The sequence below is a fragment of the Nonomuraea sp. NPDC050394 genome, assembly GCF_044459065.1.
GTDB lineage: Bacteria > Actinomycetota > Actinomycetes > Streptosporangiales > Streptosporangiaceae > Nonomuraea.
The window spans coordinates 1-26,273 of record NZ_JBITIO010000019.1; the positions used below are offsets into that span (position 1 = coordinate 1).

The 26,273-nt window shown below is 69.2% G+C and carries 21 protein-coding genes and 1 tRNA gene; 10 read left to right on the forward strand and 12 right to left on the reverse strand.

Going from position 1 to position 26,273, the window contains the following annotated elements; genetic code table 11:
* The first annotated feature begins 219 nt into the window (after window positions 1-219).
* From ACIBKY_RS46635 to ACIBKY_RS46645, 3 genes are all read left to right on the forward strand, one after another.
* Complete coding sequence (locus ACIBKY_RS46635) at window positions 220-483, forward strand: LysR substrate-binding domain-containing protein (protein ID WP_397107666.1); 264 nt, start codon at window positions 220-222, stop codon at window positions 481-483.
* Between the two features lie 618 nt (window positions 484-1,101).
* Window positions 1,102-7,788, forward strand: a complete 6,687-nt coding sequence (locus ACIBKY_RS46640; RefSeq protein WP_397107668.1) for a polymorphic toxin-type HINT domain-containing protein — start codon at window positions 1,102-1,104, stop codon at window positions 7,786-7,788.
* Window positions 7,789-7,811: 23 nt separating this feature from the next.
* The gene (locus ACIBKY_RS46645; protein ID WP_397107669.1) at window positions 7,812-8,276 is read left to right on the forward strand and encodes a hypothetical protein; all 465 of its coding nucleotides are present in this window, start codon (window positions 7,812-7,814) and stop codon (window positions 8,274-8,276) included.
* A 736-nt stretch (window positions 8,277-9,012) separates the two neighbouring features.
* Here ACIBKY_RS46645 and ACIBKY_RS46650 read toward each other — a convergent pair.
* Together ACIBKY_RS46650 and ACIBKY_RS46655 are read right to left on the reverse strand one after the other, a co-directional pair.
* Window positions 9,013-9,086 (reverse strand) — tRNA-Arg (locus ACIBKY_RS46650).
* A gap of 54 nt (window positions 9,087-9,140) precedes the next feature.
* The gene (locus ACIBKY_RS46655) at window positions 9,141-9,875 is read right to left on the reverse strand and encodes a ZIP family metal transporter (RefSeq protein WP_397107671.1); all 735 of its coding nucleotides are present in this window, start codon (window positions 9,873-9,875) and stop codon (window positions 9,141-9,143) included.
* Window positions 9,876-9,967: 92 nt separating this feature from the next.
* Between ACIBKY_RS46655 and ACIBKY_RS46660 the strand changes: the two genes are divergently transcribed.
* Window positions 9,968-10,744, forward strand: coding sequence for a phosphotransferase (locus tag ACIBKY_RS46660; RefSeq protein WP_397107673.1), 777 nt, complete (start codon window positions 9,968-9,970; stop codon window positions 10,742-10,744).
* A complete protein-coding gene (locus ACIBKY_RS46665; RefSeq protein ID WP_397107675.1) occupies window positions 10,728-11,699 on the forward strand; it encodes a cobalamin biosynthesis protein in 972 nt (323 codons plus the stop codon). The genes ACIBKY_RS46660 and ACIBKY_RS46665 overlap by 17 nt, the downstream gene beginning before the upstream one ends.
* On the opposite strand, the gene ACIBKY_RS46670 is transcribed toward ACIBKY_RS46665, so the two are convergent.
* Complete coding sequence (locus tag ACIBKY_RS46670; protein WP_397107676.1) at window positions 11,629-12,909, reverse strand: MFS transporter; 1,281 nt, start codon at window positions 12,907-12,909, stop codon at window positions 11,629-11,631. The two genes, ACIBKY_RS46665 and ACIBKY_RS46670, sit on opposite strands and share 71 nt — an antisense overlap.
* Window positions 12,910-13,029: 120 nt before the next feature.
* Here ACIBKY_RS46670 and ACIBKY_RS46675 point away from each other — a divergent pair, with 120 nt between their 5' ends.
* Entirely contained in the window at window positions 13,030-14,526 is a 1,497-nt protein-coding gene (locus ACIBKY_RS46675) for a cobyric acid synthase (RefSeq protein ID WP_397107678.1), read from the forward strand.
* Here ACIBKY_RS46675 and ACIBKY_RS46680 read toward each other — a convergent pair.
* A complete protein-coding gene (locus tag ACIBKY_RS46680; protein WP_397107680.1) occupies window positions 14,456-15,037 on the reverse strand; it encodes an exonuclease domain-containing protein in 582 nt (193 codons plus the stop codon). The genes ACIBKY_RS46675 and ACIBKY_RS46680 overlap by 71 nt on opposite strands.
* Window positions 15,038-15,066: 29 nt before the next feature.
* On the reverse strand, window positions 15,067-15,945 hold the full coding sequence (locus ACIBKY_RS46685; protein WP_397107681.1) for a DNA-3-methyladenine glycosylase family protein: 879 nt from the start codon (window positions 15,943-15,945) through the stop codon (window positions 15,067-15,069).
* A 61-nt stretch (window positions 15,946-16,006) separates the two neighbouring features.
* On the opposite strand from ACIBKY_RS46685, the gene ACIBKY_RS46690 reads away from it, so the two are divergent.
* A complete protein-coding gene (locus ACIBKY_RS46690) occupies window positions 16,007-16,321 on the forward strand; it encodes a chorismate mutase (RefSeq protein WP_184959739.1) in 315 nt (104 codons plus the stop codon).
* On the opposite strand, the gene ACIBKY_RS46695 is transcribed toward ACIBKY_RS46690, so the two are convergent.
* Window positions 16,318-17,337: a 1-acyl-sn-glycerol-3-phosphate acyltransferase gene (locus tag ACIBKY_RS46695; RefSeq protein ID WP_397107683.1), complete on the reverse strand. Its 1,020-nt coding sequence runs from the start codon at window positions 17,335-17,337 to the stop codon at window positions 16,318-16,320. The two genes, ACIBKY_RS46690 and ACIBKY_RS46695, sit on opposite strands and share 4 nt — an antisense overlap.
* A 4-nt stretch (window positions 17,338-17,341) precedes the next feature.
* Complete coding sequence (locus ACIBKY_RS46700) at window positions 17,342-18,154, reverse strand: patatin-like phospholipase family protein (RefSeq protein WP_397107685.1); 813 nt, start codon at window positions 18,152-18,154, stop codon at window positions 17,342-17,344.
* A gap of 99 nt (window positions 18,155-18,253) precedes the next feature.
* Between ACIBKY_RS46700 and ACIBKY_RS46705 the strand changes: the two genes are divergently transcribed.
* From ACIBKY_RS46705 to ACIBKY_RS46715, 3 genes are read left to right on the forward strand one after another with little or no spacing between them, the layout of a single operon-like run.
* Window positions 18,254-19,138: an ABC transporter ATP-binding protein gene (locus ACIBKY_RS46705; protein ID WP_397107686.1), complete on the forward strand. Its 885-nt coding sequence runs from the start codon at window positions 18,254-18,256 to the stop codon at window positions 19,136-19,138.
* Entirely contained in the window at window positions 19,135-19,926 is a 792-nt protein-coding gene (locus ACIBKY_RS46710) for an ABC transporter permease subunit (protein WP_397107688.1), read from the forward strand. The genes ACIBKY_RS46705 and ACIBKY_RS46710 overlap by 4 nt, the downstream gene beginning before the upstream one ends.
* A gap of 7 nt (window positions 19,927-19,933) precedes the next feature.
* Entirely contained in the window at window positions 19,934-20,911 is a 978-nt protein-coding gene (locus ACIBKY_RS46715; RefSeq protein WP_397107690.1) for a PucR family transcriptional regulator, read from the forward strand.
* Here the strand turns inward: ACIBKY_RS46715 and ACIBKY_RS46720 are convergent.
* The 5 genes from ACIBKY_RS46720 to ACIBKY_RS46740 are packed head-to-tail and all read right to left on the reverse strand — an operon-like array spanning window position 20,856 to window position 26,151.
* The gene (locus ACIBKY_RS46720; RefSeq protein WP_397107692.1) at window positions 20,856-21,863 is read right to left on the reverse strand and encodes an ABC transporter ATP-binding protein; all 1,008 of its coding nucleotides are present in this window, start codon (window positions 21,861-21,863) and stop codon (window positions 20,856-20,858) included. The genes ACIBKY_RS46715 and ACIBKY_RS46720 overlap by 56 nt on opposite strands.
* A complete protein-coding gene (locus ACIBKY_RS46725) occupies window positions 21,860-22,804 on the reverse strand; it encodes an ABC transporter ATP-binding protein (RefSeq protein ID WP_397107694.1) in 945 nt (314 codons plus the stop codon). Before ACIBKY_RS46725 ends, ACIBKY_RS46720 begins: the two co-directional genes overlap by 4 nt.
* Window positions 22,801-23,622 (reverse strand): ABC transporter permease, encoded by an 822-nt coding sequence (locus ACIBKY_RS46730; RefSeq protein ID WP_397107696.1) that lies wholly within the window; start codon window positions 23,620-23,622, stop codon window positions 22,801-22,803. The genes ACIBKY_RS46725 and ACIBKY_RS46730 overlap by 4 nt, the downstream gene beginning before the upstream one ends.
* Window positions 23,623-23,627: 5 nt before the next feature.
* A complete protein-coding gene (locus ACIBKY_RS46735; protein ID WP_397107698.1) occupies window positions 23,628-24,572 on the reverse strand; it encodes an ABC transporter permease in 945 nt (314 codons plus the stop codon).
* Between the two features lies 1 nt (window position 24,573).
* Window positions 24,574-26,151, reverse strand: a complete 1,578-nt coding sequence (locus ACIBKY_RS46740) for an ABC transporter substrate-binding protein (RefSeq protein WP_397107700.1) — start codon at window positions 26,149-26,151, stop codon at window positions 24,574-24,576.
* Between the last annotated feature and the right edge of the window lie 122 nt (window positions 26,152-26,273).

Below are 26,273 nucleotides of genomic sequence, written 5' to 3' on the forward strand. Positions count from 1 at the left end.
CTACCAGGGGTTTCGCCATGTCATCAGACGAATGTCGACCTTGCGATCATGTTGTGATCAGCAGTCACCGCACGGGGATGAAAACGGCTCAGTATGAGGCAAGGAGACTCGCCCGCGAAGAAGGGCTGCGTGAACAGCACACGCGTCTGGTAGCAGAACGAAGCGGTGACCCCGGTTCGTCCAGCGCAGACAAACCGAGGACGGCCGAACCGAAACCTCGTGGAAACACCGAAACGGAATCAGGTCAGACAGGGCAAGATCGAAGTCGCCTTTCTCAAGTTGCCCACCAGCGCGCGACCGGTGGGCGTCAACGCCCGCGAACTCGCCCGGGACCGACTGATCGCTGTCGTCGCCCCTGACCACCCGCTGGCGGGCGAATCGGCCGTCGACCTCGCCCGGCTCTCGACCGAGACCTTCATCGACCTACCGCCACACTCGGCCGCGCGGGCGCAGTCGGACGAGGCGTTCGCGCCGCGGGTCTGAGCCGTGAGGTCGCCTTCGAGGTCACCACGGCAGACTTCATGATGGCCCGGCTCGTGCGGAAGGGGGTGGCGATCGCCTTGCTGCCCTCGGCCTACGTCCCGCACTTGACCGGTCTGGCCCCCATCTAAATCACCGACGCACCCATGCGTGTCGAGTACCTCATCTGGAGCGGCATCGGACGCACCCCGGCGGCGACCGCGTTCCTCGACCTGCTGAACCTGCCGGACCGCTGACCACCGGAGGATTCTGATGAGCTTGTCTGGGCGATCCCGCGCTGTTGGCCAAACGCTGCTGGTCGCAGTGGATATCGAACGTGGAGCCCGCCACGAAATTCGAAGTCCGGCTCAGGTATGACTTCTTCATAGGACGAGTGGCTGTGATGCAGATCACATCGGATGGGCGTTCGGCCAACAACGACAGTAAATAGTTGGTTGACCAGCGTGCATGAGAAAAGTCAGCCGCTTTGGCCGACGATGCGTATCGGGCAGGTGACGTTCTTGGCGGTTGACCGTTTCTGGATCTTCACGGACAGTCCGATTGATCGTCTTATTCCGGCTTTACGTGCGCATGACCTCGTTGTCCCGAGGTCTGCGTCAGCGTGCCTTGGCGGAGGTTCGGATGCGGGTTCAGCGGACTCAGGTGTGGCTGGCGGCGTTAATCGCCGGTCTGATCGGGATGCTGGTGATCTCGGGGATCGGTGTCCCGGAGATCCTGATGCAGGAGGCGGCCGCGTCTGGCCCAGACCCGGAGAAATCGGTGGATGCGCGCCCCGTGGAGGTGAAGAAGGCCGCCAAGGGGGCGGAGGTGTCGGCGCGGTGGGTTGCCCCGAAGAAGCCGGTGTGGCCGAAGGCGGGACGCGCCGAGGTGGCACTACCGTCCGGGAATGAGCTGGTCGGAGTTGGCGGGTTGCCGGTCAAGGTCGGTCACGTCGACGCTGGCCGGGACAAGGGCGGGAGCCCGGGCAAGGTTGTGGTGGAGACGCTGGCTGCGGATGCGGTGGCGTCGCTGGGCGGAGTGGGCGTCGGTGCGCGGATAGTACGAGCCGATGGCGAGTCAGCCGCCGGGAAGGTTCGGGCGGAGTTTTCCTACGCCGCCTTCCGGGACGCCTTTGGCGGAGATTTCGCCAGCCGGTTGCAGGTGGTGCGGCTACCGGTGTGCGTGTTGCAGGTGCCGCGTGCGCGCTGGTGTCTCGCCGCGCCGCAGGAGGTCGCCGCGGTCAACGATGTGAAGGCGGGCACGCTGGCGGCTGAGGTGGAGGTCGCCCCGGCGAACTCCGCTACCGCCGATTCCGCTGCTGCTGCCGCGCGGGGGAAGGACGCGGCGGCGGCGCAGTTCGCGGCTGGATCGGTGTATGTCCTGGCGGCGGGGCTGACGGGGCCGAACGGGAACTGGGGCGCCACGGATCTGAAGCCGTCGGGCACCTGGCAGGCGGGCACGTCGGGTGGCGGGTTCGACTATGACGTGCCGTTGCCGGAGCCGCCGTCGGCCGCTGGTGGCGGGCCGGATCTGTCCCTGCAGTACGACGCCTCGTCGGTGGATGGTCAGGGGCACTGGACCAACAACCAGTCCGGAATGGTGGGGGTGGGCTGGGATCTGAGCGCCGGGTTCATCGAGCGCCGGTATCGGCGCTGTTCGGTGGACTTCTACTATGACCCGAACACCGCCGAGTTGGTGTGGACGGCGAGTGAGTCGGCCACCAGCGTGTCGGGGCGGGCGTTGTGCTGGGAGTCGCCTGATGACAACGACGGCGATGGGTCGACCAGTGACAAGTCGCAGTCGGAGCTGGTGCTGAGCGCGGGTGGTCGGTCGGCGCAGATCGTCAAGGATCGTACGTCGGGCGCGTTCAAGACGGTGCCGGATTTCGGGTGGCGGATCGAGCAGGTCGCCGGCGGGGCGGACGGCCAACCCTATTGGAAGATCACTACGCAGGACGGGCAGGTGTGGCGCTTCGGCTACACCCGCGAGGCGCAGTGGCAAGTGCCCTTTGTCGGCAGCGAGACGGGGGAGCCGTGTAACAACCGGTTCACCACCGGCGCGATTCCGCCCACGTGTACCGGGGTGTGGCGGTGGAACCTCGATCAGGAGGCCGACTCCAACGAGAACGTGATCGACTACACCTATACAAGGGAGATCAACTACTTCTGCATGCCCTCGTGTACGGCCGAGACGTACAAGGTGCTGGAGTATGACCGCGGCGGGTTCCTGGACAAGGTGGCCTGGGGGCACAACAGTCAGGTCGCGGGTAGTGTGCCGACGGCGCGCACCAGCTTCGTCACCGCGACGCGGGGTGGCGATGACGTGCCGACGGATCTGCTGTGCACGCAGGTGGTGGGGTGTACGAACGCGGCGGTCGCGTTCTATTCCACGCGCAAGCTGGCCTCGATCCAGACCGAATCGCTGAACCCGACCTCGGGCGTGTGGGATCCGGTGGATCGGCTGGATTTGACGCACGCGTGGATGTACCAGCGCACCGATCAAGGCCCGGCCTCCGATTCGGTGATGTGGCTGGACACCGTGCAGCAGACCGGGTTGGCGGCCGACCCGCAGGTGACGTTGCCGCCGCTGGACTTCGACGCGGTGATGCTGGCCGGGAAGATGGACTACGTCTCCAACTCCGACTGGCCCAACCAGGTGTCGTGGCGGATGGTGCCACGTATCGCCGGCATCGCCAACGGGATGGGCGGCCGGATCGAGGTCACCTACGCGCAGAACGACCCCTGTGGCGGCGGCAAGGGGCGCGACGGGTCGAACTATCTGAGCGACAAGGTCGGCGACTGCTACGACGTGGACATGGGCAGCGATCCCGGCTCCGGCTATGAGGCGTGGACGCGCTTCTACAAGCAACTCGCCACCAAGGTCGTCGAGCGGGACATGGTCGGCGGCTCACCGGACATGGTCAACGCCTACGAGTTCCTCGGCAACCCGAACTGGACCAAGCCAACCCAGTTCGCCCAGCCGAACCAGGCACCGGACAAGTCGGAGTGGCGCGGCTACCACCAAGTGCGAACCGTCCAGGGTTCCGGCGATGACCCGTCCGGCTACACGGTCACCTCACGGTCGTTCTTCCGCGGTACCGGTGGCCAGGTCACCGACTTCGACAACACCACGATCACCGACGCGCCGCTCCTGCAGGGCGAAGTACTGCAGGAGCAGTCGTGGAAGATGACCGCGCTCAACCCGCGCGCCTACACCGAGGTGGACTCGACCCGCTACGAGTACACGATCCGCAACACCGGCAACGGCCCCCTGACGATGGACCCCGCGCTGGTGTTACGCACCCGGACCCGGGCCAGGGACAAGATCACCACCGGCGCGTGGCGCTACACCGACCAGCGCACCGACTACAACGCCGACGGCCAGCCGTCCAAGGTCAACGACTACGGCCAGGACGGCCTCACGACGGACAACACGTGCACCACCACCAGCTATGCCCGCAACACCGACCCCGGCCAGTACCTGGTCAGCCTGCCATCCGTGGTCGAGGAACGGGCGGGCGACGACTGCACGGCGGGCGCCCTGTTCGGCAGGCAAGTCACGCTGTATGACGCGGGCACGGATCCGGCCACGAACAAGCCCAGCGACGGCAACCCCACTGAGGTCCGCACCCACACCAGCGCGTCTGCGCTCTCGACGGTCAAGGCCACTTTCGACGAGTACGGCAGGCCGCTGACCTCGACCGATGCCCTCAACAAGACCACGACCACCACTTACACGCCGACGGTGGGCTGGCCCAAGGACGGCATCACCACCACCGATCCGCTCGGCTACCAGAGCACCGCCAAGCTTTCCCACCGGCTGGGAGAGCCGACCTCGGTCACCGACGCCAACGGCAAGATCACCGAGATCGAGTACGACGCGCTGGGCCGTACCACCAAACTGTGGAAACCAGGACAGCCCAGCAGCGGCCCCGCCAGCGCCACCGCCGCCTACGACATCCCCTGGAACGGCTTCGGCCAACCGACGGGCCCGACCAAAACCACCATCCGGCAGTTGCTGACCGGCAGCACCTACACCTCGACCTACAGCTACGAGGACGGCTTTGGCCGGACGCGCGAAGCGCAGACGGCCTCCCCTCAGGGCGGCCGGATCGTGGTCGCCACCGTCTACGACACGCGCGGGCTGGAAGCCGCCGTCTCCGAGCCTGCCCACAACACTGGCACGCCTGGTAGCGGTCTGGTCAACCCGGCGCTCACCTCGCTGCCGCAGTGGACCAAAACCGTCTATGACGACCAGGAACGCGAAACCGCGTCGATCGCCTACAACCTGGCCACCGAACTACGGCGCACCACCACCAGCTACCCCGGCGCCGAACGCACCGAGGTCACCCCACCCTTCGGCGGCAAGACCGCCACCATCACCGACATCGACGCACAACCGGTCAAGGTCGAAGAGTGGGCCGACGCGACGACCCACCACGACACCACCTACGTCTACGACCTGGCCGGCAACCTGACCAAGATGACGGACGCCAAGGGCAACGTCCGTACCTTCACCTTCGACTGGCAGGACCAGCGCACCGCCGCCACCGACCCCGACGCCGGCACCTCCAGCTACGGCTACGACCCGGCCGGCAACCTGCTGTGGAGCATCAACGGCAAGGGCCAGAAGGTCTCCTACACCTACGACGACCTCAGCCGCCGCCGCACCCAATGGTCAGGCGAGCCCACCACGGGTACCAAACTCGCCGAATGGACCTACGACACCGTCGCCAAGGGCCTGCCCGCCACCTCCACCCGCATCACCGGCAGCCAGCCCTACACCCAGGCCGTCACCGCCTACGACGACGACTACCAGGTCACCGGCTCCAAGGTCACCATCCCGGCCAGCGAGGGCGCTCTCGGCCGCGACTACGCCGTGACCTCCGCCTACGATGCCGCGGGCAACTTGCGTGAGCAGACTCTGCCCTCGGCCGGTGGGCTGCCGGAGGAGAAGCTGACCTACGGCTACACCGACCTCGGCTTCGCCAAGAACCTCACCTCACCCGCCGGGACCTACGTCCACGACACCGCCTTCACCCTCACCGGCAAACTCGCCTCACGCTCACACGGCACCGGCGGCAAACTCAAGCGCACCCTGGAACGCGACGGCGCCACCGACTGGCTCTCCCGCGTCCACACCCAGACCAAAGCCGACACCACCAACCCGGACACCGTCCAGGACGACCGCTACGGCTACAACGTCGCCGGCAACATCACCCGCATCCTGGACGCCGCCTCCAGCGCCACCACCCCCCAGGCCGAATGCTTCACCTACGACGGCTTGCGCCGTCTGAAGACCGCCTACACCACCACCGCCGGAACTTGCACCGGCACCGGCGACGCCCTCGGCGCCGACCCCTACAGCCAGGCCTTCACGTACGACCCGGTCGGCAATATCGCCACCCTGACCGACGCCGGGCAGGCGGCAACCTACACCTACCCCGCCTCCGGCCCCACCGCCGTCCGCCCCAACGCGGTCACCTCCATCACCCGCCCCGGTGGCACCGACACCTACGCCTACGACAACGCCGGCCAACTCGCCGCCCGCACCGTCGGCAACAAACAGGCCACCTTCGACTGGAACGAACTCGGGCAGCTCGCGGCCGCCACCGTCGACAGCCAGACCACCGGCATGATCTACGACGCCGCCGGCGAACGCCTCATCCGCCGCGACCCCGACGGCAGCACCACCCTCTACCTCGGCTCGATGGAGCTGCGCCTGGCAGGCGGCCAGGTCACCGGCAAGCGCTACTACACCACCTCCGACGGCTCCAAGATCGCCATGCGCCAATCCAGCGGCCTCACCTGGCTGCTGACCGGCCAGCACGGCAGCACCCAACTCGCCGTCAGCGACACCACCAACGCCGTCAGCCGCGAACGCTACCTCCCGTACGGCAAACGCCGCGGCGGCGACGACCTGCCCTTCACCGACCTCGGCTTCCTCGGCAAAACCGAAGACGCCAGCACCGACCTCGTCTACCTCGGCGCCCGCTACTACGACCCCGCCATCGCCAAATTCATCTCCACCGACCCCGAACTCGACCTCCGCACCCCCGAATGGGCCAACCCCTACTCCTACGCCGCAGGCAACCCCATCGACCAATCCGACCCCGACGGACGCCGCGTCGACGCAGGAGGCGGCAGCAGCGACAAGAGCTACGGCTACGCCCGCGGCAAGCAGAAGAACGCCAACCAGACCTTCGCCAAAACCCACCACGCCAGCGGCAAGAAGAAGACCAAGACCGAACAGAAAGTCCACCGGAAGCGGCACCAGCAGTACGAGCGAGCACGCAAGCGAGAAGCGGAACGAGCTCGGGTGCGCACACGGGATGCCCTCATCCGGGACAAGAAGGAGGCTGGCGAGGCGTTCCGCAACAGGGAGGAATTCGCGAAGCGTTGCCAGGGAGGTCGCTGCTCAGGACGGGCCGTCGAGACAGATGACGTTGGAATTGCCATCGATCTGGCAACTGGTATCGGCGGTGTCCTAAAGGCAGGAATCAGGGCCGCAATCAAGGCAGGCGCGAAGCAGGCTGGCAAGAAGGCATGCAGCAGCTTCGTCCCTGGTACGCGAGTCCTTATGGCGGATGGGACCGCCAAACCAATCGAGAAGGTGAAAGCCGGCGACAAGGTCCTGGCCACGGACCCGGGAACGGGACAGACCTCTTTCCGCGTCGTAACGAAACCCCTGTCCAGCCAGGCTGTGAAGAACCTCGTTCACATCAGTGTGAGCTCAGCGGGTGACAGTGGAGGAAGTTCCACGACACTCACGGCCACCGCGAGCCATCCGTTCTGGGTTCCCACACTCCGTGAGTGGGTGGACGCGGGCGACTTGCGGAGCGGTACATGGCTCCGCACCGCGACCGGCACCTACGTCCAGGTTCAAGCGGTCAAGAAGTGGACGACCACTCAGCGCGTCTTCAATCTGGCAGTCGCCGACATCCACACCTACTATGTACTGGCGGCCTCCACGCCAGTACTCGTCCACAACTCGAATGGCCTGTGTGGAACCGAGGCTCTGGAAAACGGCGACTGGCAGCACATCGTCGACCGTCACCGACCGGGTGGGGCCCTGGTGACTGGCAAGGCTGGAATCTTTACCGGCAAGACGAAGCAGGTTCGCCAGCGAATAGCCGACACAATTAACCGAGGAACACCCCAGCCTAATACGCCGGACCCCGATACGGGCGCAGCGCGCCCCGGCCAGGTGTATGAATGGGACTTCGGAACTCCCGTCGGAAGGGCGGGCCGGGAGAATGGCGGAGGTGAGCTGACTAGAGTCCGCGTCGTCGTGGACGACGGAAAAGTCGTGACGGCGTTTCCTTACTAGATGGGCAGCGACGAAGGAAAAGCATGATTAATCTCTCCTTTTATCTCCCAGATCCGGATTCGGCCTGGCGGAAGACCTGGGACACCGCCAGGCAGATCGATCCGGCTGCCGTCACGGAAATGGACCTCCGCTACAAGTACTTTGGAGTGAACTTCGAACTTACGGTTGATGGCATCGAGATCGTCTCAAGGAAGGGATTTGTTACGCTCATTGATCTGGCTTTGTCCCTTTCTCACGCGGCGCAGCGCATCGCGTCCGGTGAAGATGCCGCGTTTGGGTTCACCGAAAACGAGGAGGTTATTCATCTACGCCAGAATGGCGATCTCGTTGCGATGCGTTCTTCGAAGCGTCCCGTGCAAGCATCCATAGGACGCGAAGAGTTGGTTCGTGAGATTCTCAACTTCCTGCGAAGTGCGCATTCCAAACTGATCGCCGAGGTTCCTGCGCTGTCCACTCATGCAGTCATAGGACGAATTCCTCCAGGATAAGGGCCACCGCGCCGGTCGGCGGCGATCACCGCACAAGAGCAGGCTGTCACCATTTTCGAGGCCTTCGGTGATGTGATTCTGTGAGCGAGTTTGAGAGCCGGCTTCGCGTAAGTTCTGGTGCCGCTTGCCGATCTTCGGCCCGTTTCGTACGAACGAATTCTGGTGCCACCTGGCGTGCCCGGTTCTGGGCTTGGTGGGGTGAGGTATGCAAAGGTTGTCAGACTGTAGGCATGGCTGTGAGGTTGCAGATAGCCCGGGTGCCGTTGGCTGAGTTGGATGCCGCTCGTGTTTCATCAGCGCAGCTGGAGCGGGTCGTCAGCTTTGGCGCGGTGGCGGCGTCCGATTATCTCGATCTTGATTGGGCGAGGACGGGCTTGCTCTGGTTGAGCGAGAAGGCCGGAGAGCCGGTGGAGCCGGCGATGCGGCGGTACCGAACTTCACTCGTCAGCGGCGGCGGAGAAGACCGCGGCGCTGTTGCTGGGCGACGACGACGAGGGCCGAGGCGTTCTGCGGCAGCTTCGCGTGTAACCAGGGGGCGACTCGGCCGGGGGAGATGACGGCTTCGCTGCGCTGGCATCACGGCGGAGCGAAGCCGTTCGTCATGTGGCGGAAGGGATGAGCGGCATGATGATCATGGTGTGTACAGGGTTGGTATGGGCGAGCACGGAATGGCCGGAACTATGTTCTGTTCGGGCGGCCAAGCGCATGTTTCAGCAGGTCAACGCCATGATCTAAGCGCGCCCTGCAGGATTCGAACCTGCGACCGTCGGATTAGAAGTCCGATGCTCTATCCAGCTGAGCTAAGGGCGCTCCCGCCTTATTGTGCATGATCCGGCGAGTTGTCACGCACTCGATTTGCCCGTGTCACTCGGTCAGTCCGATCACCGCCCACATGAACAGCGTGCCCGCCAGCGTAGCCGTCAGGGTCAGGCCGGTGGATCGGCGGGGGGTGTGGGCTTCGGGGAGGATGTGGGAGGTGGCGAGGTACAGGAGGAAGCCGGCGAACAGGCCCAGGTACGCGCCCAGCAGGCCCTTGGGGATGGGGAGCAGCGTGGTCAGGGTGGCGCCGGCGATGGGGGCCATGGCGTCCAGGGTGAGGAGGATGACGGCGCGGCGGCGGGCGTTGCCGTACAGGGTGGTGAGTGTGTAGGTGTTGAAGCCGTCGGTGAAGTCGTGTGCGATGACGCCTATGGCCACCGCCACGGCGAGGGCGGCGTCGGTTTGGAAGGCGGCGCCTATCGCGGCGCCGTCCAGAAAGCTGTGGACCACCAACGCGCTGCCTGCCACCAGGCCCATGCCGGCGTGGGTGTGGCGGTGGGCGGCGTAGTCGCCTTCGTGCGTGTCGTGCATGGCGACGGCGCGTTCCACGATGTGGACGGCCAGGAAGCCGGCGGCGAAGGTGAGCATGGGCAGGGGGACGCCGTGCAGGGTTACGGTGTCGAGGGAGAGCGCCTCCGGCAGGAGGTCGAAGGCGACCACGCCGAGCATGACGCCGGCGGCCGCGCCCAGGACGAGGTTGCGGCGTTCGCGGACGCGGTGTGCGACCAGGCCGCCCAGGAGCGTCATCAGGAACGCCACTACGGACAGCAGGATCGGCATACGGGCCACGTTATGGGCAGGCGGCGCCGGGGCGGTGGTCCGACACAAAAAGCCAGGCGGGATCGGTCTAAAGGGGTCTAAGATGCCGTTGCATGGTCGCGACGCTCCTGCATGAGACACCGCTGCGGGGCGGGGACGTGACGGACGGGGTGGTTCGGGTCGGGGATACGGTCCGCCGTCCGAAAAGCTCGTCCACGCCCGCCGTGCACGCCCTTCTGCGGCACCTTGAGGCCTCGGGGTTCGCCGGGGCGCCTCGGGTGGTGGGGTTCGACGAGTTCGACCGCGAGGTCATCACCTTCATTCCGGGTAGTTGCGGCCTCACCGTGCACAACGCGGCCGAGGATGGGTTGCGGAGTCTCGCGGAGTTGTTGCGGGGGTTTCATGACGCCACCGAGGGGTTCTCCGCCCAGGGGTGGGTCGAGGGGTCCAACGATGACAGGGCTCCGGAAGTCATCGGGCACTGTGACTTACGGCCGGAGAACACGATCTTTCATCGTGGCAGCGCCGTCGCGCTGATCGACTTCGACCAGGCCAGGCCCACCACGCGGCTGTTCGACGTGGTCACCACGCTGCGCCACTGGGCGCCCATCGCCGATCCGCTGGACCGCCATCCGCTCCTGCGCGGCGCGGACGTGGGTGCCCGGCTTCGTCTTTTCTGCGACGCGTACGGCCTGCCGCCCCGGGACCGGCGCCGACTGCTCGACCTGGCCAGGCTCCGCTTCCACCGCAGCTACGACGTGATGCGGAAGCGGGCCGACCAGGGCGGCGCCTGGGCGGCGATGTGGGCCGACGGCGCCGGTGAGCGCATCCGCCGGGCGGCCGCCTGGCTCGATGTGCACGAAGATGAACTCCATGCACATCTGGTCTAGATCCGCTGGTATCGCGTTCGGTGTCGCGCTTGACACCGTGTTCGCAGACCCGCGCCGCGGGCATCCGGTCGCGTTGTTCGGCCGGGCCGCCGCCGCACTGGAGAAGCGCCTGTACGGCGACGCCCGCCCGAACGGCGTGGCCCACGTCGCCCTGTGCGTGGGCGCGGCCGCCGGCGTCGGCATCCTGGCGGAGCGCGTACGCCACCCCCTGGCCCGCACCGCGCTCACCGCGGCGGCGACCTGGGCGGTGCTCGGCGGTACGACGCTGGCCCGCGAAGGTGCCCACATGGCCGGCGCCCTGGAGGACAAGGACGTCGAGCGGGCCAGGCGCCGCCTGCCGCACCTGTGCGGGCGCGACCCGTCGGCGCTGGAGGAGCCGGAGCTGGCCAGGGCGACGGTGGAGTCGCTGGCCGAGAACACCTCGGACGCCGTGGTGGCGCCGTTGTTCTGGGGTGCGGTGGCGGGGATCCCCGGGTTGCTGGCCTATCGGGCGATCAACACCTTGGACGCGATGATCGGGCATCGTTCGCCCAGGTACGAGCGGTTCGGCTGGGCGGCGGCGCGGCTGGATGACGTGGCCAACTACGTTCCGGCGCGGGTGACCGGGCTGATCACCGTGGCGGTGGGGCCGGATCGGGCGGGGGCGCTGGCCGTACTGAGGAAGGATGGGCATCGGCACCCGAGCCCGAACGCGGGACGGTGCGAGGCGGCCTTCGCCGGCGCGCTCGGGGTGACGCTCGGCGGCACCAACGTGTACGGCGGGCGGACGGAACACCGTCCGGCCATGGGCGACGGCCGCGCGCCCGAGGTCCGGGACATCAGGCGCGCGGTCCGGCTGACCAGGGCGGTGGGCTTCACGGCCGCAGGGCTGGCGGTGCTGGCGGCTATGCGTCCCTGGCCTCGTCGAGGACCCTCTTGGCGTCCCGCTCGAAGGAGGCCCGCGCGCCCAGCGTGATCAGGCCGCCGAGGACCATGGGCACGATCAGCACGTACATGCCGCCGACCAGGGAGCCCAGCCGGTCGGAGAAGATGCCCACGATCAGCGAGCCGAACGCGCCGCCCGCGGTCGTGAACACCTGAAGGACGGCGAAGCCGAGCCCGCGCGAGCCCGCCCCGACCACGTCGGCCAGGCAGGCGGTCATGTTCGGGATGGCGATCGACATGAGCGAGCAGGCCAGCAGGGTGAGCGCGGCCATGGCGAGCAGGGAGTTCATGGAGAGGGCGGCGGCGAGGACCGCGGCGCCGATCGTGATCCCGCCGCCGCCGGCCAGCAGCCGTCCGCCCTTGACGGTGCCGTGCCACTTGCGGCCGAGCCATGAGCCGACCAGGGTGCCGACGAGCGTGCCGGCGACCGTGATCAGGCCGCTGTAGGAGCCGGCGGTGGCCGGGGTGGCGCCGAACGCGCGCACCATCAGCGTGGGCAGCCAGAAGAAGATCCCGGCCAGGCCGAGCGTGAGCAGGGCCAGGCCGACGCAGACGAACATCAGTGTCGGGTTGCGCAACACGAGGCGGAACTGCGGCCAGAACGGCTGCTTCGGCGCCTTCGCCGTCTCGGCCGGGGTGCCGCCCGCGACCAGCCGGTCGAGTTCGCCGCGTTTGGGCTCACGCAGCATCCAGCACAGGATCGCGGTGAGCACGCCCGGGATGACCATGACGAGGAAGGCGTTGCGCCAGCCCATGGCCTGGCCGAGGACGCCGCCGAGCAGGGTTCCGATGCCGCCGAGATAGGTGGTGACGCGCGTGAGCCCGTACGCCTTGGCGCGCGAGAGCGGCGGATACCAGTCGGCGAGCAGGCTGCCGGCGGCGGGGTTGTCGATGTTCTCCGCGGCGGCCAGGAAGACACGCATCAGGTAGAACATGGCGAATCCGGTCGCGAGGCCGGAGCCGAGGGTGGCGATCGCCCAGCAGAAGACGACGACGGCGAGGATGCGGGTGCGGTTGTAGCGGTCGGCGAAGTACCCGGCGGGCAGGGCCACCACCGCGGCGGCGAGGGCGGCGGCGGTGGGGATGGATCCGGCGGCGGTGTCGGAGAAGCCCCATTCCGCCTGGACCAGGGGGAGGACGCCCGACAGCAGGTTGAACTCGATGCGGTCGACCAGGCCGACGATGAACAGGACGACGAGCGGCGTCCAGCCGTACGGCGCGCGGTCCTGTGCGTTGATCACACCGGTTCGTGGTGATCCGAACGTCCCGACCATGCGGCACCTCTCTTAGAGCGACGTTCTAGGAGATTGTTCTAGAAGGGCGGTGCGCTGTAAATGGGGCAGGTGTGAAAAAATGCCGCGGTGAAGGGTGCGTTGCTGGTGGCGGGGACGACGTCGGACGCGGGAAAGAGCGTGGTGACCGCGGGCATCTGCCGGTGGCTGGTCCGCCAGGGTGTGAAGGTGGCGCCGTTCAAGGCGCAGAACATGTCCCTGAACTCCTTCGTCACCGCCGGGGGCGCCGAGATCGGACGGGCGCAGGAGGTTCAGGCGAGGGCGGCCCGGCTGGAGCCGGTCGCGGACATGAACCCCATCCTGCTCAAGCCGGGCAGCGACCGGCGCAGCCAGGTGGTCCTCATGGGCCGGCCGCTGACGGACGTGGACGCGCTGGAGTACGGGGCGCTCAAGGACATGCTGCGGGAGAAGGCCCTGGAGTCGCTGGAACGGCTGCGCGCCGCCCACGACGTGGTGATCTGCGAAGGGGCGGGCAGCCCGGCCGAGATCAACCTGCGGGCCGGTGACATCGCGAACATGGGCCTGGCCAGGGCGGCGGGGCTGCCGGTCGTGGTGGTGGGCGACATCGACCGGGGCGGGGTGTTCGCCGCCTTCTACGGGACGGTGGCGCTGCTGGACGCCGCCGACCAAGCCCATATTTCCGGATTTATCGTCAATAAGTTCCGCGGAGCGGTCGAACTCCTGCAACCCGGGCTGGACACCCTCCACACGCTGACCGGACGTCCCGTCTACGGCGTGCTGCCCTGGCTCGACGGGCTCTGGCTCGACGTCGAGGACTCCCTGGCCCTGGACAACCGCCGCGTCGTCACCCGCGGCCCGTACGGCAGGCAGACCCTGCGCGTGGCCGTGGTCCGGCTGCCCCGGATCTCCAACTTCACCGACCTGGACGCCCTGGCCGCCGAGCCCGGCGTGGTCGTCCGCTTCGTCACCGACCCCGCCGAACTGGACGACGCCGACCTCGTGGTGCTGCCCGGCTCCCGTGCCACGGTCTCCGACCTCGCCTGGCTGCGGGAGACCGGGCTGGCGCGTGCCGTACAGGAGAGAAAGGGGCCGGTGCTGGGCATCTGCGGCGGCTTCCAGATGCTCGCCCGCGACATCCACGACGGCGTGGAGTCCGGCGCCGGCCACGTCCCGGGGCTCGGGCTACTTCCGGTGACCGTCACGTTCCGGCCGGAGAAGACGCTCGCCCGCCCCACCGGCCAGGCCTACGGACAGCCCGTGAGCGCCTACGAGATCCACCACGGCGTGGCCGCCGTCGAGGGCGGCGAGCCCTTCCTGGACGGCTGCCGCGTCGGCGACGTCTGGGGCACCACCTGGCACGGCGCCCTGGAGAACGACGGCTTCCGCCGGGCCTTCCTCGCGGACGTGGCCGCGCGCGCCGGGCGCGCCTTCGCCCCGGACCCCGGCGTCAGCTTCGCCGTGCTGCGCGAGGAGCGCCTGGACGCGCTGGGCGACCTGGTCGAACACCATCTGGACGTCGGCGCGATGATGCGCCTCATCGAGCACGGTCCTGGTGACGTTCCGCTCCTGCCGCCGGGGGGAACCGGGACGCCAGGTGGAGGATGAGGGCGGCGATGTTCCACGCGTCGTCCTCGCCCCGGTGGTGACGGCCGTCTAGGGGGAGTCCCGCGATGGCCAGCGCCTGCGCCATGCCGGGGCGTTTGCGCAGGCCATGGGCCTGGGTGAAGGCCAGCTTGGCGTTGGTGTGGTCGTGGGAGAAGGGGTAGCGGACGCCGGTGGTGGCGCACTGCCGGGTGAACTGCTTGCGGTCGTAGTCGCCCCAGCTCGCCCACGGGCGCGCGTACGACAGGTGGTCGGCGCGCAGGAGGCGGCAGGCCTCGGCGAACGGCACGCCCCGGTCGACCTCCTCCTGGGTCAGGCCGGTCAGCTCCGTGCAGAACGGGCTGACGGTGGAGCGGACGGGCTTCACCACGATGCCGTGCCGGGCCACGCGCTCGCCGGCCGCCAGGTCCACGACGGTCAGGCCGATCTCGATGATCTCGCTGACCATGCCCGGCGGCGGGGAGCCCGGCCAGCAGGTCGCCTCGACGTCCACGACGTTCAGGAACTGGTCCATGGCAGGCCAGCGTACGAGTCCTCCGGCGGCTAACGCACCTGATATCCGGTGGCGCGGAAGTGGAAGGAAGCCCACGACCGGTAGGGGCGCCACGAGTCGGCGATCTTCCGGTAGGCGGTGGGCGGGGCGTCCTCCGGCAGGCCGTACGCCTCGCGCAGGATCGCGAACAACCGGGGCTCGTCACCGGGGAAGGCGTCGGGCGCGCCCGCGCCGCGGATCAGGATGAGCCCGGCGGTGAACGGCCCGACGCCGGGCAGCGTCCGCAGTTCCGCGAGCGCCTCGGACGGCGGCAGGCCGCGCAGGTGCTCGGTGGTGAGGACGCCGTCGAGCGCGGCCCTGGCCAGGTCGTGGATCCATTCCTCCTTGCGTACGGGCAGGCCGAGCCCGCCGGCCTCCACCAGGGAGATCGGGGGAGGGAAGGCCACGCAGGGATGGCCGTCGACGTCGAGCGTGGCGCCGTACCGCTCGGCGATGCGCTGCTTGATGCGCGCGGCGACGTGCATCGAGGAGCGCTGCACGATCACCGCCCAGCACGCCGCCTCCCATGGGCTCCAGAAGCACACCGGCCGCAGTCCGGGACGCAGGCGCAGGACGTCGCCGAGCACCGGGTCTGCGGCGGCCAGCGCGGCGAAGCCGGTGCCGTCGACGTCGAGGGAGAGGATGCGGGCGATCTCGGCGCGGATCGCCGGGCCGGCCGGACGGCTGGTCTCCACGGCGACGCCGCCGGGCGCCGCGCGCACGCTCACGCCGATGGGCCGCCAGTCGGACTCCGCGTTGTAGGCGAAGCGCAGGGCCGTGCCGTCGCTGGGCGCGAGCGTGCTGGTGGCGGGCCAGTCCTCGACGAAGCGCAGGGACTCGGCGAAGTCGAAGGGGCCCTCGGCGGTGAGGACGAAGCCGTGCGTGCTCATACGGACATGGTAGTAAGCTCCCTGAATTGGGATTTCACCAGCAGGGAATGAGGAATTGTTGATGGACGGTGACCGGGAATTCGTGCAAAAGGAGCTGCAGCGGCTCCGTGACAGTATCGACAATCTCGACGCCGCCCTGGTGCACCTGCTCGCGGAGCGGTTCAAATGCACGCAGGAAGTCGGGAAACTGAAGGCGGAATACAGCCTGCCGCCCGCCGATCCCGAGCGCGAGAAGCGGCAGATTACGCGGCTGCGCAGCCTGGCGGAACAATCGAAACTCGACCCGGTATTCGCGGAGCGCTTTCTTAATTTCATCATCGCCGAAGTCGTGCGCCACCACGAGCTGATCGCGAACAACCGGGCCCGCCGGTCCTAGCCGGCCACCTTCTGGGCGGCGATCCAGTCGTCGATGTTCTCCCATTGGTCGTAGAGCCAGCGGATGCGTTCCTCGCGTTCGCGCGGGATCTCCGCGGCCGGTACCCGCCACCACTGGGCGGTGATCTTCGCCTCCAGGGGGAGCCGGCGCCAGATGTCGCCGACGGTGACGAGGTCGTCAAGGCCGGTGTGGGCGACGAAGATGACGTCGGCCGACGGGCAGGCCTCGATGGCGGCGATCGCCCCGCCCGGCCGGGGCGGCAGCAGGTGGTCGAGGCCGCGCGCCCGCTCGGCCTCGGCCGCCAGGCCCTTCTCCTCCAGGCGGCGGATGGCCAGGCGCCGGCGGCGCGGGGTGAAGTTTCCGCCTTCGGGGAAGATGACCAGGGCGTCGTGGTCCTCCATCGTCGAGGACAGGCGGGTGATCTCGTCCAGGATGCCGCTCTCGGTCACCCGGCGCGGGACGAAGGCGTTGGGCAGGCGGTTGACGAGGACGTCCAGCGAGGGGTCGTACTGCAGGGCCGCCTTCATGACGATGCGCGGCTTGCGCCGGTACAACGCCAGCAGGTGGTGGACCAGCAGGAAGCTGTCGCCGGGGCCCGCGTGGCGCGAGAGCACGATGACCGGGCGGGTGAGCCGGGCGGCCTGCTCCTGTTCGGTCAGCGGGGGTTCGGCGATGGTGACGGTCAGGCGGAAGACGCGTTCGGCGGTGCCGTACACGCGGGCGAGAAACCATCTGATCAGCGCGTAGTGGCGCGTCTGGAACTCGTCCCTGCGCAGGCGCCCGCCGAAGCCCGCGGCGACCCACAGCGCGAAGCAGGCGAGCAGCGCGCCGCACTCCAGCACCAGCCACGCCGCCGCGAACCAGATGAGCCGCACCCCGCGCCGCTGCGGCGGTGGCAGGCGCAGTGAGGCCACCGTCACCACCACCAGCCAGAACGGCAGCGTGACGACGACCACGACGGTCAGCACGATGACCAGGGGTGCGAGGATGAGGCGCCGCAGGATGCGTGGGGGCACGCTTTCATCCTCCTCTTGAAGCCAAATATCGGGAAGAAGCCTTATAAGCGCGCTCGACATAAGCCGAAATAAGCGAAGCGTCCCGATAACGGAGTGGAGAGACCGGCTCCGGCGCGCCCGCCGGCAGCACGTGCACCTCCACGCCCGGCGGCAGGTTCGCCATCTCCTCGGCGAACCGGTGCCGGCGCGCGATCTCGAAGGCCACCATCCCCACCTCCCACGGCCGCGTCGGCGCGCTGAGCGGGCGCTCGATCCGCCCGACATGAAGCACGAAAACCCGATGAGCCCCCAGATGTACGGCCCGCCCGACCGGAATGCTGTGCACCAGCCCCCCGTCGAAGAAGTGCTCACCGCCCACGTCCACCGGCGGCAGCAACCCCGGCACCGCGCACGAGGCGAGCACCGCGTCCACCAGCGGCCCGCCGGTGAACCAGTGCGCCGCCGCCCGCTCCACCGAGGCCGCCACACACTGGAACGGCACCGCCAGATCCTCGATCCGATCCACCCCGAGCGTGGCCGCCAGCATCCGCCGCAGCGGCCCGGCCGGATGCAGGTGGGTGCCGGTCCTGGCCAGGGTGGACAGCCGCGAGACCCATGAGCCGGCGAAAGCCGTACGGACGACGTCGGACGACCACAGGGTGGTCAGCCGTTCGACCGCGCGATCGGGGTCGGCGGCCAGCACCGCGCCGTTGAGCGCGCCGATCGAGGTGCCGAGCACCACGTCGGGGCGCACGCCCGCCTCGTCGAGCGCCCTGAGCATGCCCACCTCGTGAGCGCCGAGCAGCCCGCCGCCGCCGAGCACGAATGCCGTCTCCACGAAGGCAACATTATTGCCGGAAGACGGAATCGAGCAGGCTCCGCGACTGCCGGACTCGTGTGATGACGCCGGGCCCCGCGGCGGAGGAGCATCCGGGACATGACAGCAGTCGTGGAAGCCGAAGGGCTGACGAAGTACTACCGGGCGCGCCGCGGCCTGGAGGACCTGACGCTGGAGATCCGTCCCGGCGAGGTCTTCGGCTACCTGGGCCCGAACGGGGCAGGGAAAACGACCACCATCCGCCTGCTCCTCGACGTGATCCGGCCGACCAGGGGCACAGTCCGGGTCCTCGGGTACGGCTCCCGCGAGCCCGCCGCCCGCGCCAGGATCGGCTACCTGCCCGGCGAACTGGTCCTGGAGGGCCGCGAGAAGGCCCGCGACTACCTGCGCTTCCTGGGCAGGATCCGCGGCGGCGTACCGCCCAAGCGGATCGAGGAACTGGCCGAGCGGCTCGACGCGGACCTGGCGGTGCCGATGCGCAAGCTCTCCAAGGGCAACAAGCAGAAGGTCGGGCTCATCCAGGCGTTCATGCACGAACCGGAGTTCCTGATCCTGGACGAGCCGACCAGCGGCCTCGACCCGCTGCTGCAGCGGGAGTTCCTGTCGATGGTGCGCGAGGTGCGCGTGTCGGGGCGGACCGTGCTCATGTCCTCGCACGTGCTGGCCGAGGTGGAGCAGGTCTCCGACCGGGTCGGCATCGTACGCGAGGGCCGCCTGGTCGCGGTGGAGGACGTCTCGGCGCTGCGGGAGAAGGCGGTGCGCCGGGTGGAGTTGCACTTCGACGCGCCGGTGCCGGCCGAGGCGTTCGACGGCCTGCCGGGTGTGCGGGAGCTCAGCATCCGCGGCGCCGCGCTGGCCTGCACGATCGACGGCCGCCCCGACGCGCTGATCAAGGCGGCGGCGCGCTTCACCGTCGTGCACCTCGTCAGCTCGGAGCCCGACCTCGAAGAGATCTTCCTGACCTACTACAGCGAGGCGTCATGATCGCCAAGGCCCTGGGTGAGTACCGCAGGTCGTTCGTCGGCTGGACGATCGGCATCAGCCTGTTCCTGACCATGTACGTCAGCATCTACGCCAGCCTGCGCGAGGACCCCGGGACCCTCAGCAAGCAGGCGCTGGCCAAGTCGCCGGGCGCGCTGCGCGACATCATGGGCGGCATGGAGGACATCGCCACCGCCTCCGGCTACCTCCAGACCGTCGTCTACCAGCTGCTCGTCCCGGTCATGTTCATCGTGTGCGCGATGATCCTCGGCAACCGGGCCGTCGCCCAGCCCGAGGAGTCCGGCACGCTGGAGCTGACGATCACACTGCCCGTCGACCGCAAACGGCTGCTGCTGGAGCGCTACGCCGCGATGGTCGTGGCTCTCCTCCTGATCGCCGTGATCACCTGCGCGGTCCTCGTGGCCGTCGCCCGGTCGATCGACCTCGGCGTCGCCGTGGACCGCATCCTCGCCGCCCACACCGGCGTCTTCCTGCTCGCCGTCTTCTTCGGCACGGTCACGGTGACCGTCGGCGCGGCGACCGGCCGCAGGGCTCCGGCCATGGCCGTCGTCGGAGCCTGGGCGGTCGCCGGCTACATGGTCGTGACCGTCGGCAGGAACGTCGAGGCGATCTCCTGGCTCAGGTGGCTCTCGCCGTTCCACTACTACGCCGAGGGCCGGCCCGTCTACCAGGGGCTGCCCACATGGGACTACGTTGTGCTGGCGGGGGCGGCGGTCGTGCTGGCGCTCACCGCGGTCCTCGCCTTCGACCGGCGCGACGTAGGAGTCTGACGGGCAGATGGACGAGCCGCTGCGGCGCCTCGTGGCCGAGCACGCCGCCGCGGGGCGGCTGCCCGGCCGCGCGGTGGTCGAGGAGTGCCGCGCGATCGGCGAGAGCGCGGCCGTGCGCGGCGTCCCGCTGCGCGTGCTGGTGGACGACGCATTGGCCGCGGCCGACGGTACGGCGGCGCCCGCGCTGCGCCGGCTGGTCGCCGCGCTGATGGACGGTTACGAGGCGGCCCAGCACGCCGCGCTGCGCAGCGAGGAAACGGCCCGCAAGGAGTTCGTGGACGACCTGCTCCAGGGCCGCGCGGAGCGCCTGGCCGAGCGGGCAGAGCACTTCGGGCTGCGCCTGGCCGAGTCGTACGTGGTGGCCGTGGCCAGCGGTATGAAGGACGGCGACCAGGACCGGATCGAACGCGACCTGGTCGCCAGGTTCGGCTCGCACAACATCCTGGTGGCGGCGCGTGAGTCCCTGCTGGTGTGCGTGTCACCGGCGACGCTGCCGGCGGCGGTGGGGGAGTTCACCCACCACGTGCGGGCCAGGTTCGCGCCCGGCTGGCGGGTGGCGGTCGGGCGGGCGCAGCGCGGTCCCGGCGGCGTCGTCACCTCCTTCAGGGAGGCCGAACGGGCGCTGGAGCTGGCGGGCCGGCTCGGCCTGGCCACCTCGGTGGTCAAGGCGGCCGACCTGCTGGTCTTCCCGGTGCTCCTGCGCGACAGGGCCGCCATCGAGGATCTGGTCAACAGTGTCCTCAGCCCGCTGCTCGGCGCGCGCGGCGGTCACGAGCCGCTGCTGGAGACGCTGGCGGCGGTCTTCGCCGTGCACGGCAACCAGGCGGCGGCCGCGCGCCGGCTCGGCGTCAGCACCAGGACCGTCACCTACCGGCTGGAGCGCGTCCGCCGCCTGACGGGCTTCTCGCCGGACGAGCCGACGCAGCGGTTCACGCTGGAGACGGCGGTGCTGGGGGCGCGGCTGCTCGGCTGGCCGCCGGCGTGATCAGCTGGGGTCCCGACCCGTCCTCGCCGACCAGATGGCAGGCCACCGACCCGCCCTCCACCCGCCGCAACACCGGCTCCTCGGTACGGCAGCGCGCCTGCGCCACCGGACACCGCGTATGGAAGCGGCACCCCGGCGGCGGATCGGCCGGCGAGGGCAGCTCGCCGGAGAGCACCACGCGGGTCCTGGCCCGTTGTGCGTCGGGGTCGGGCCAGGGCGAGGCCGACATCAGTGCCTGCGTGTAGGGATGACGGGGTGCGGCGAGCACCCGGCCGCTCTCCACGATCCGGCCCAGGTACATGACGGCCACGGTGTCGGCCAGGTACTCCACGGCCGACAGGTCGTGGGTGATGAACAGGCAGCCGAAGCCCAGATCACGCTGCAGGTCGGCGAGCAGGTTGAGCACGGCGGCCTGCACGGAGACGTCCAGCGCGCTGGTGGGCTCGTCGGCGATGAGCAGGTCGGGCCCCGAGACCAGGGCGCGGGCGATGCCGACGCGCTGGCGCTGGCCGCCGGACAGCTCGTGCGGGAAGCGGGCGGCGACGCGGGCGGGCAGGCCGACCTTCTCCAGCATCTCGTGCGCGCGGGCCGTCCGCTGCCGTCCCGGCACACGCTCGCTGCCGACGCGCAGCGGCTCGGCGACGATCTCGCCCACCCGGAACCTGGGGTCGAGCGAGCCTGCGGGGTCCTGGAAGATGATCGACACCTTGTGGCGGTGGGGGCGCAGGCGCCGCCTGTTCAGGGTGGTCACGTCCACGCCGCCGAGCAGGATCCGGCCGGAGGTGGGCTGCAGGAGCCGTACGACGCAGCGGCCCACGGTGGACTTGCCCGAGCCGCTCTCGCCGACGAGCGCGACCACCTGGCCGCGGTCGACGCGCAGGTTCACCCCGTCGACCGCGCGTACCCGGCCGAAATGCAGCACCAGATCCTCTACTTCACACAACGCACTCATATTTCGGCCCTTATGCAGGCGACTTCGTGGCCACCGCTGTTACGGAGCGAAGGGCGCTCCGTCAGGCAGCCGGGTACGGCCAGCGGACACCGGTTGGCGAACGTGCACGCGTCGGGCGAGCCGGCCAGCACGGGCACCATGCCGGGGATCTCGGTCAGCCGCCGGCCCGCTCCCGCGGGTACCGCGCCCAGCAGGCCCCTGGTGTAGGGGTGCAGGGGACGGGTGAAGATGGCGCGGGCGGTGCCCGACTCGGCGACGCGGCCCGCGTACATGACCACCACGCGGTCGGCGGAATCGGCCACCACGCCCAGGTCGTGGGTGATCAGCAGGACCGCCGTGCCGAGCCTGGAGCGCAGGTCGCGCAGCAGGTCGAGAATGGCCGCCTGGATCGTCACGTCGAGCGCCGTGGTCGGCTCGTCGGCCACGATCAGCTTGGGGCCGCAGGCCACCGCCATCGCGATCATCACCCGCTGGCGCATGCCGCCGGAGAGCTGGTGGGGGTAGTGGCCGAGGCGTTCGAGCGGACGCGGGATGCCGACCAGGTCGAGCAGTTCCGCCGCCCGGTACGCGGCGGCCCGCCTGGAGAAGGAGGTATGCGTACGGACCGCCTCGACGATCTGCCTGCCGATGGTGAAGACCGGGTTGAGCGAGGTGGCGGGCTCCTGGAAGACGTAGGCGATGTCCTTGCCGCGCACCGAGCGCAGCAGGTGGGCGGGGGCGCCGACCAGCTCCGTGCCCTCGAAGCGGACCGAGCCGGTCACGGCCGCGGTCGGCGGCAGCAGGCCGGTCAGCGCCATCGCCATGACGCTTTTGCCGCACCCCGACTCGCCCACCACCGCGAGCACCTCGCCGGGCCGCACGTCGAACGAGACGCCGTCCACGGCCCGCACCGGACCGTCCTCGGTGCGGAAGCCGACCGACAGATCGGACACCTCGATCATCGGCGGCTCTCCTTCGGGTCGAGGGCGTCGCGCAGCCCGTCGCCGACCAGGTTGAAGGCGAAGGCGACCAGCAGGATCGTGATGCCCGGCACGACCGCGGTCCAGGGCGCGGTCGAGCTGTAGGACTGGGCGTCGGAGAGCATCGTGCCGAGGCTCGGCACCGGCGGCTGCACGCCCAGTCCGAGGAAGGAGAGCACGGACTCACCGATGATCGCGATCGGGACGGCCACCGTGGCCTGCACGATGATCGCGGAGATGGCGTTCGGGAAGACGTGCCGGGTGACGATCCAGCCGTCGCGGGCACCGGCCGCCACCGCGGCGTCCACGTAGTCGAGCGCCTTGATCCGCAGGGTCTCCGAGCGGGTGACCCTGATCATGCCGGGGATCTGGGTGATGCCGATGGCGAGGGCGGCGTTGGTGAGCGACGGCCCGCGGATCGCGGCGAAGCCGACGGCCAGGATGAGGAACGGGAAGGCCAGGACCAGGTCGGTCAGGCGGGAGACCAGGCCATCGAAGGTCCTGAAATATCCGGCTATGAGGCCCAAGGGCACGCCGATGCCCACGGCCAGCAGCACGGACAACACCCCAACCTGCAGGGAGGCCCGCATGCCGTACATGATGCGGGAGAGGATGTCGCGGCCGAGGTCGTCGGTGCCGAGGACGTGTCCCGGCGAACCGGGCGGGCGGAACAGGCCGCCGAAGTCGGCGCGGTCGAAGGCGTACGGCGCCAGCCACGGCGCCAGCAGCGCGGCCCCCACGCCGATCACGAGGACGAGCAGCCCGCCGACGGTGAGCGGGTTGCGCGCGAGCCTGCGCACGGCTCTCATGCGACCCTGATCCGCGGGTCGATGACCGAGTAGAGCAGATCGACCAGGAGGTTGATGACGATGTACGCGGTGGCGGTGACCAGCACCACGCCCTGGATGATCGGGTAGTCGCGCTGGAAGACCGCGTCGACCGTCAGCTTGCCGAAGCCCGGAATCGCGAAGATCCGCTCGGTCACCACCGCGCCGGAGATCAGCACGCCCAGTTGCAGCCCGGCGATGGTGACCACCACGATCAGGCTGTTGCGCAGCGCGTGCACGCCGATCACCTGGCGTTCGGCCAGGCCCTTGGCCCGCGCCGTGCGCACGTAGTCGGCAGACAGCGCCTCCAGCATCGACGCCCTGGTCTGCCGCATGATCACCGCGGCCAGGCCGGTGCCCAGGACCACCGCGGGCATGACCATGCGGTGCAGGTTGCCCAGCGGGTCGGTGAAGAACGGGACATAGCCGGAGGCCGGGAACAGGCCGAGCGCCACCGACAGCCACAGGATGCCCATCAGGCCCAGCCAGAAGTTAGGGATCGACAGGCCGAGCAGGGCGAAGCCGTTGGCGACCCACTCGGCGGGGCGGCCGCGCCGTACCGCGGCGATGACGCCCGCGAGCACGCCGATGAGGACCGCGATCGCGAGCGAGAGCAGGGCCAGCTCCACCGTGACCGGCAGCGCCTGGGCCAGCATGTCGCGCACCGGCAGGCCGGTGCGCAGGCTCGTGCCCAGGTCGCCGGTGAGGCTGGTGGTGACGTAGCGGGTGTACTGGACGAGAAGCGGCTGGTCCAGCCCGTACTGCTCGCGGATGGCGGCGAGCAGTTCCGGCGTGGCGTCCTCACCGGCCAGCGCGCGCGCCGGATCGCCCGGCAGCGCCCGCACACCGGCGAACACCACCACGGTCGCCAGCAGAAACGTCACCGCCGACTCGGCCAGCCGCCGGAGCAGGTAGCGCCGCATGTCACGACACGAAGCCGGCGAAGGCCACGCGGACCAGCCCGTCCGCGAACCCCTGCACGCCCGTGAGCCGGGCGCTGACGCCGGTGATGTTGCGCTGCCGGTAGAGGTAGATGAGCGGGTTGTCGCGCTGGAGCAGTTCGATCACCTGCGCGTAGGTCTGCGCGCGCTCGGCGGGCTGGAGCTGTTCGCGCGCCTTGTCCAGCAGCGCGTCGACCTGCTCGTCGCTGTAGCCGGCGACGTTCTGCGCCGCCTGGGTGCGCACGAACGGTGTGACGTTGGCGTCCGCGTCCACCCGCCCCGACCAGCCGATCTGCAGCGTCTCGTAGTCGCCGGCGTCCTGCAGGTCGAGCAGCGAGGCGAACTCCGCCGCCTGGATCTCCATCTCGAACCCGCCGTCCTTCACCATGGCCTGCAGCGTCTGGGCCAGGCGCAGGTTCAGCGGCGTGTTCGTGACGGACATCTTGATCTTGTACGGCACCGCCACCCCCGCCTCGGCCAGCAACTGCCGCGCCTTGGCCGGATCGTGCGGCCGGCACCGCTGGGCCCGCTCGCTCGTATAGGGCGAGTTGGGTGAGACGGGCGAGCAGGCCGTCCGGTAGAGCCCGCGAAAGACGGTCTTGACCAGGGCGTCGCGGTCGATCGCGTGCTCCAGCGCGATCCTGACGCGCGGGTCCTTGGCGATCGGGGTGCCGAGCGTCTTGGGCGGTTTGCCCAGCCCGTCGGTGTTGCCGACATTGACGGTGAGCGACTGGTAGCCGAGCGAGTCGGACTGCAGTACCCGCAGGTTCGGGTCGGCGCTGAGCTGGGGCACGTCCTCCGGCGAGATCGTGTCGGCCACCTGGGCGTCGCCCGAGCGCAGGTTGGCCGCCCTGATGCTGCCGTCGGTGATGATCCGGTAGACGAGCTTGTCCAGCTTCACCTTGGCCGCGTCGTAGTAGTTGGGGTCCTTGACCAGTTCGATGCTGCTCTGCGGGACCCGCGAGGCGAACTTGAACGGCCCGACGCAGACCGGGTTGGCGGCGAAGTTCCCCTGGAGCGCCTTGGGCGACATCACCATGCCCGCCCGGTCGGCCAGGGCCGCGGTGAGCGGGGCGGTGGGGCGTTCGAGCGTGATGGTGACGGTCCGCGGGCCGGTGGCGCGCACGGCCGTGATCGGCCCGAGCTCGCTGCGGCGCGAGGAGGTCTCCAGCGTGAGGTGCCGGTCGAGGCTGCGCTTGACCGCCTCGGCGTCGAGCGGCGTGCCGTCGGCGAACTTCACTCCGGAGCGCAGGGGGATCGTGTAGGTCCTGCCGTCGGGGCTGATGCTCGGCAGGGCGGCGGCGAGCTGGGGGATGACCTGGACCTTCTCGTCGACGTCGTAGAGCTTCTCGCACATGGCGTGGAAGATCTGGCGGCTGACCAGCGAACGGCTGAGCGTGGGATCCAGGTGGTCGGGGTCGGCGTTGAGCGCGAAGGTGAGCGTGCCGCCGGCGCGCGCGGGGCCGGTGGAAGGGGCGGGGCTCTGGGGCTGGGCGGGCTGGATCGAGGAACAGGCGGCGACGGTCAGCATGACGGCCACCATGGGGATCACGGGTCTCATGGGGGCCTCCCGTGACCACGAGCTGATCACTCTGACTGTCACCTGTCAAGAAGTTCAGCGCCGGACTAATCACGTCATTGGACGCGTTATCGTGACTGAGACATAGATGTCTCGCTATGAGA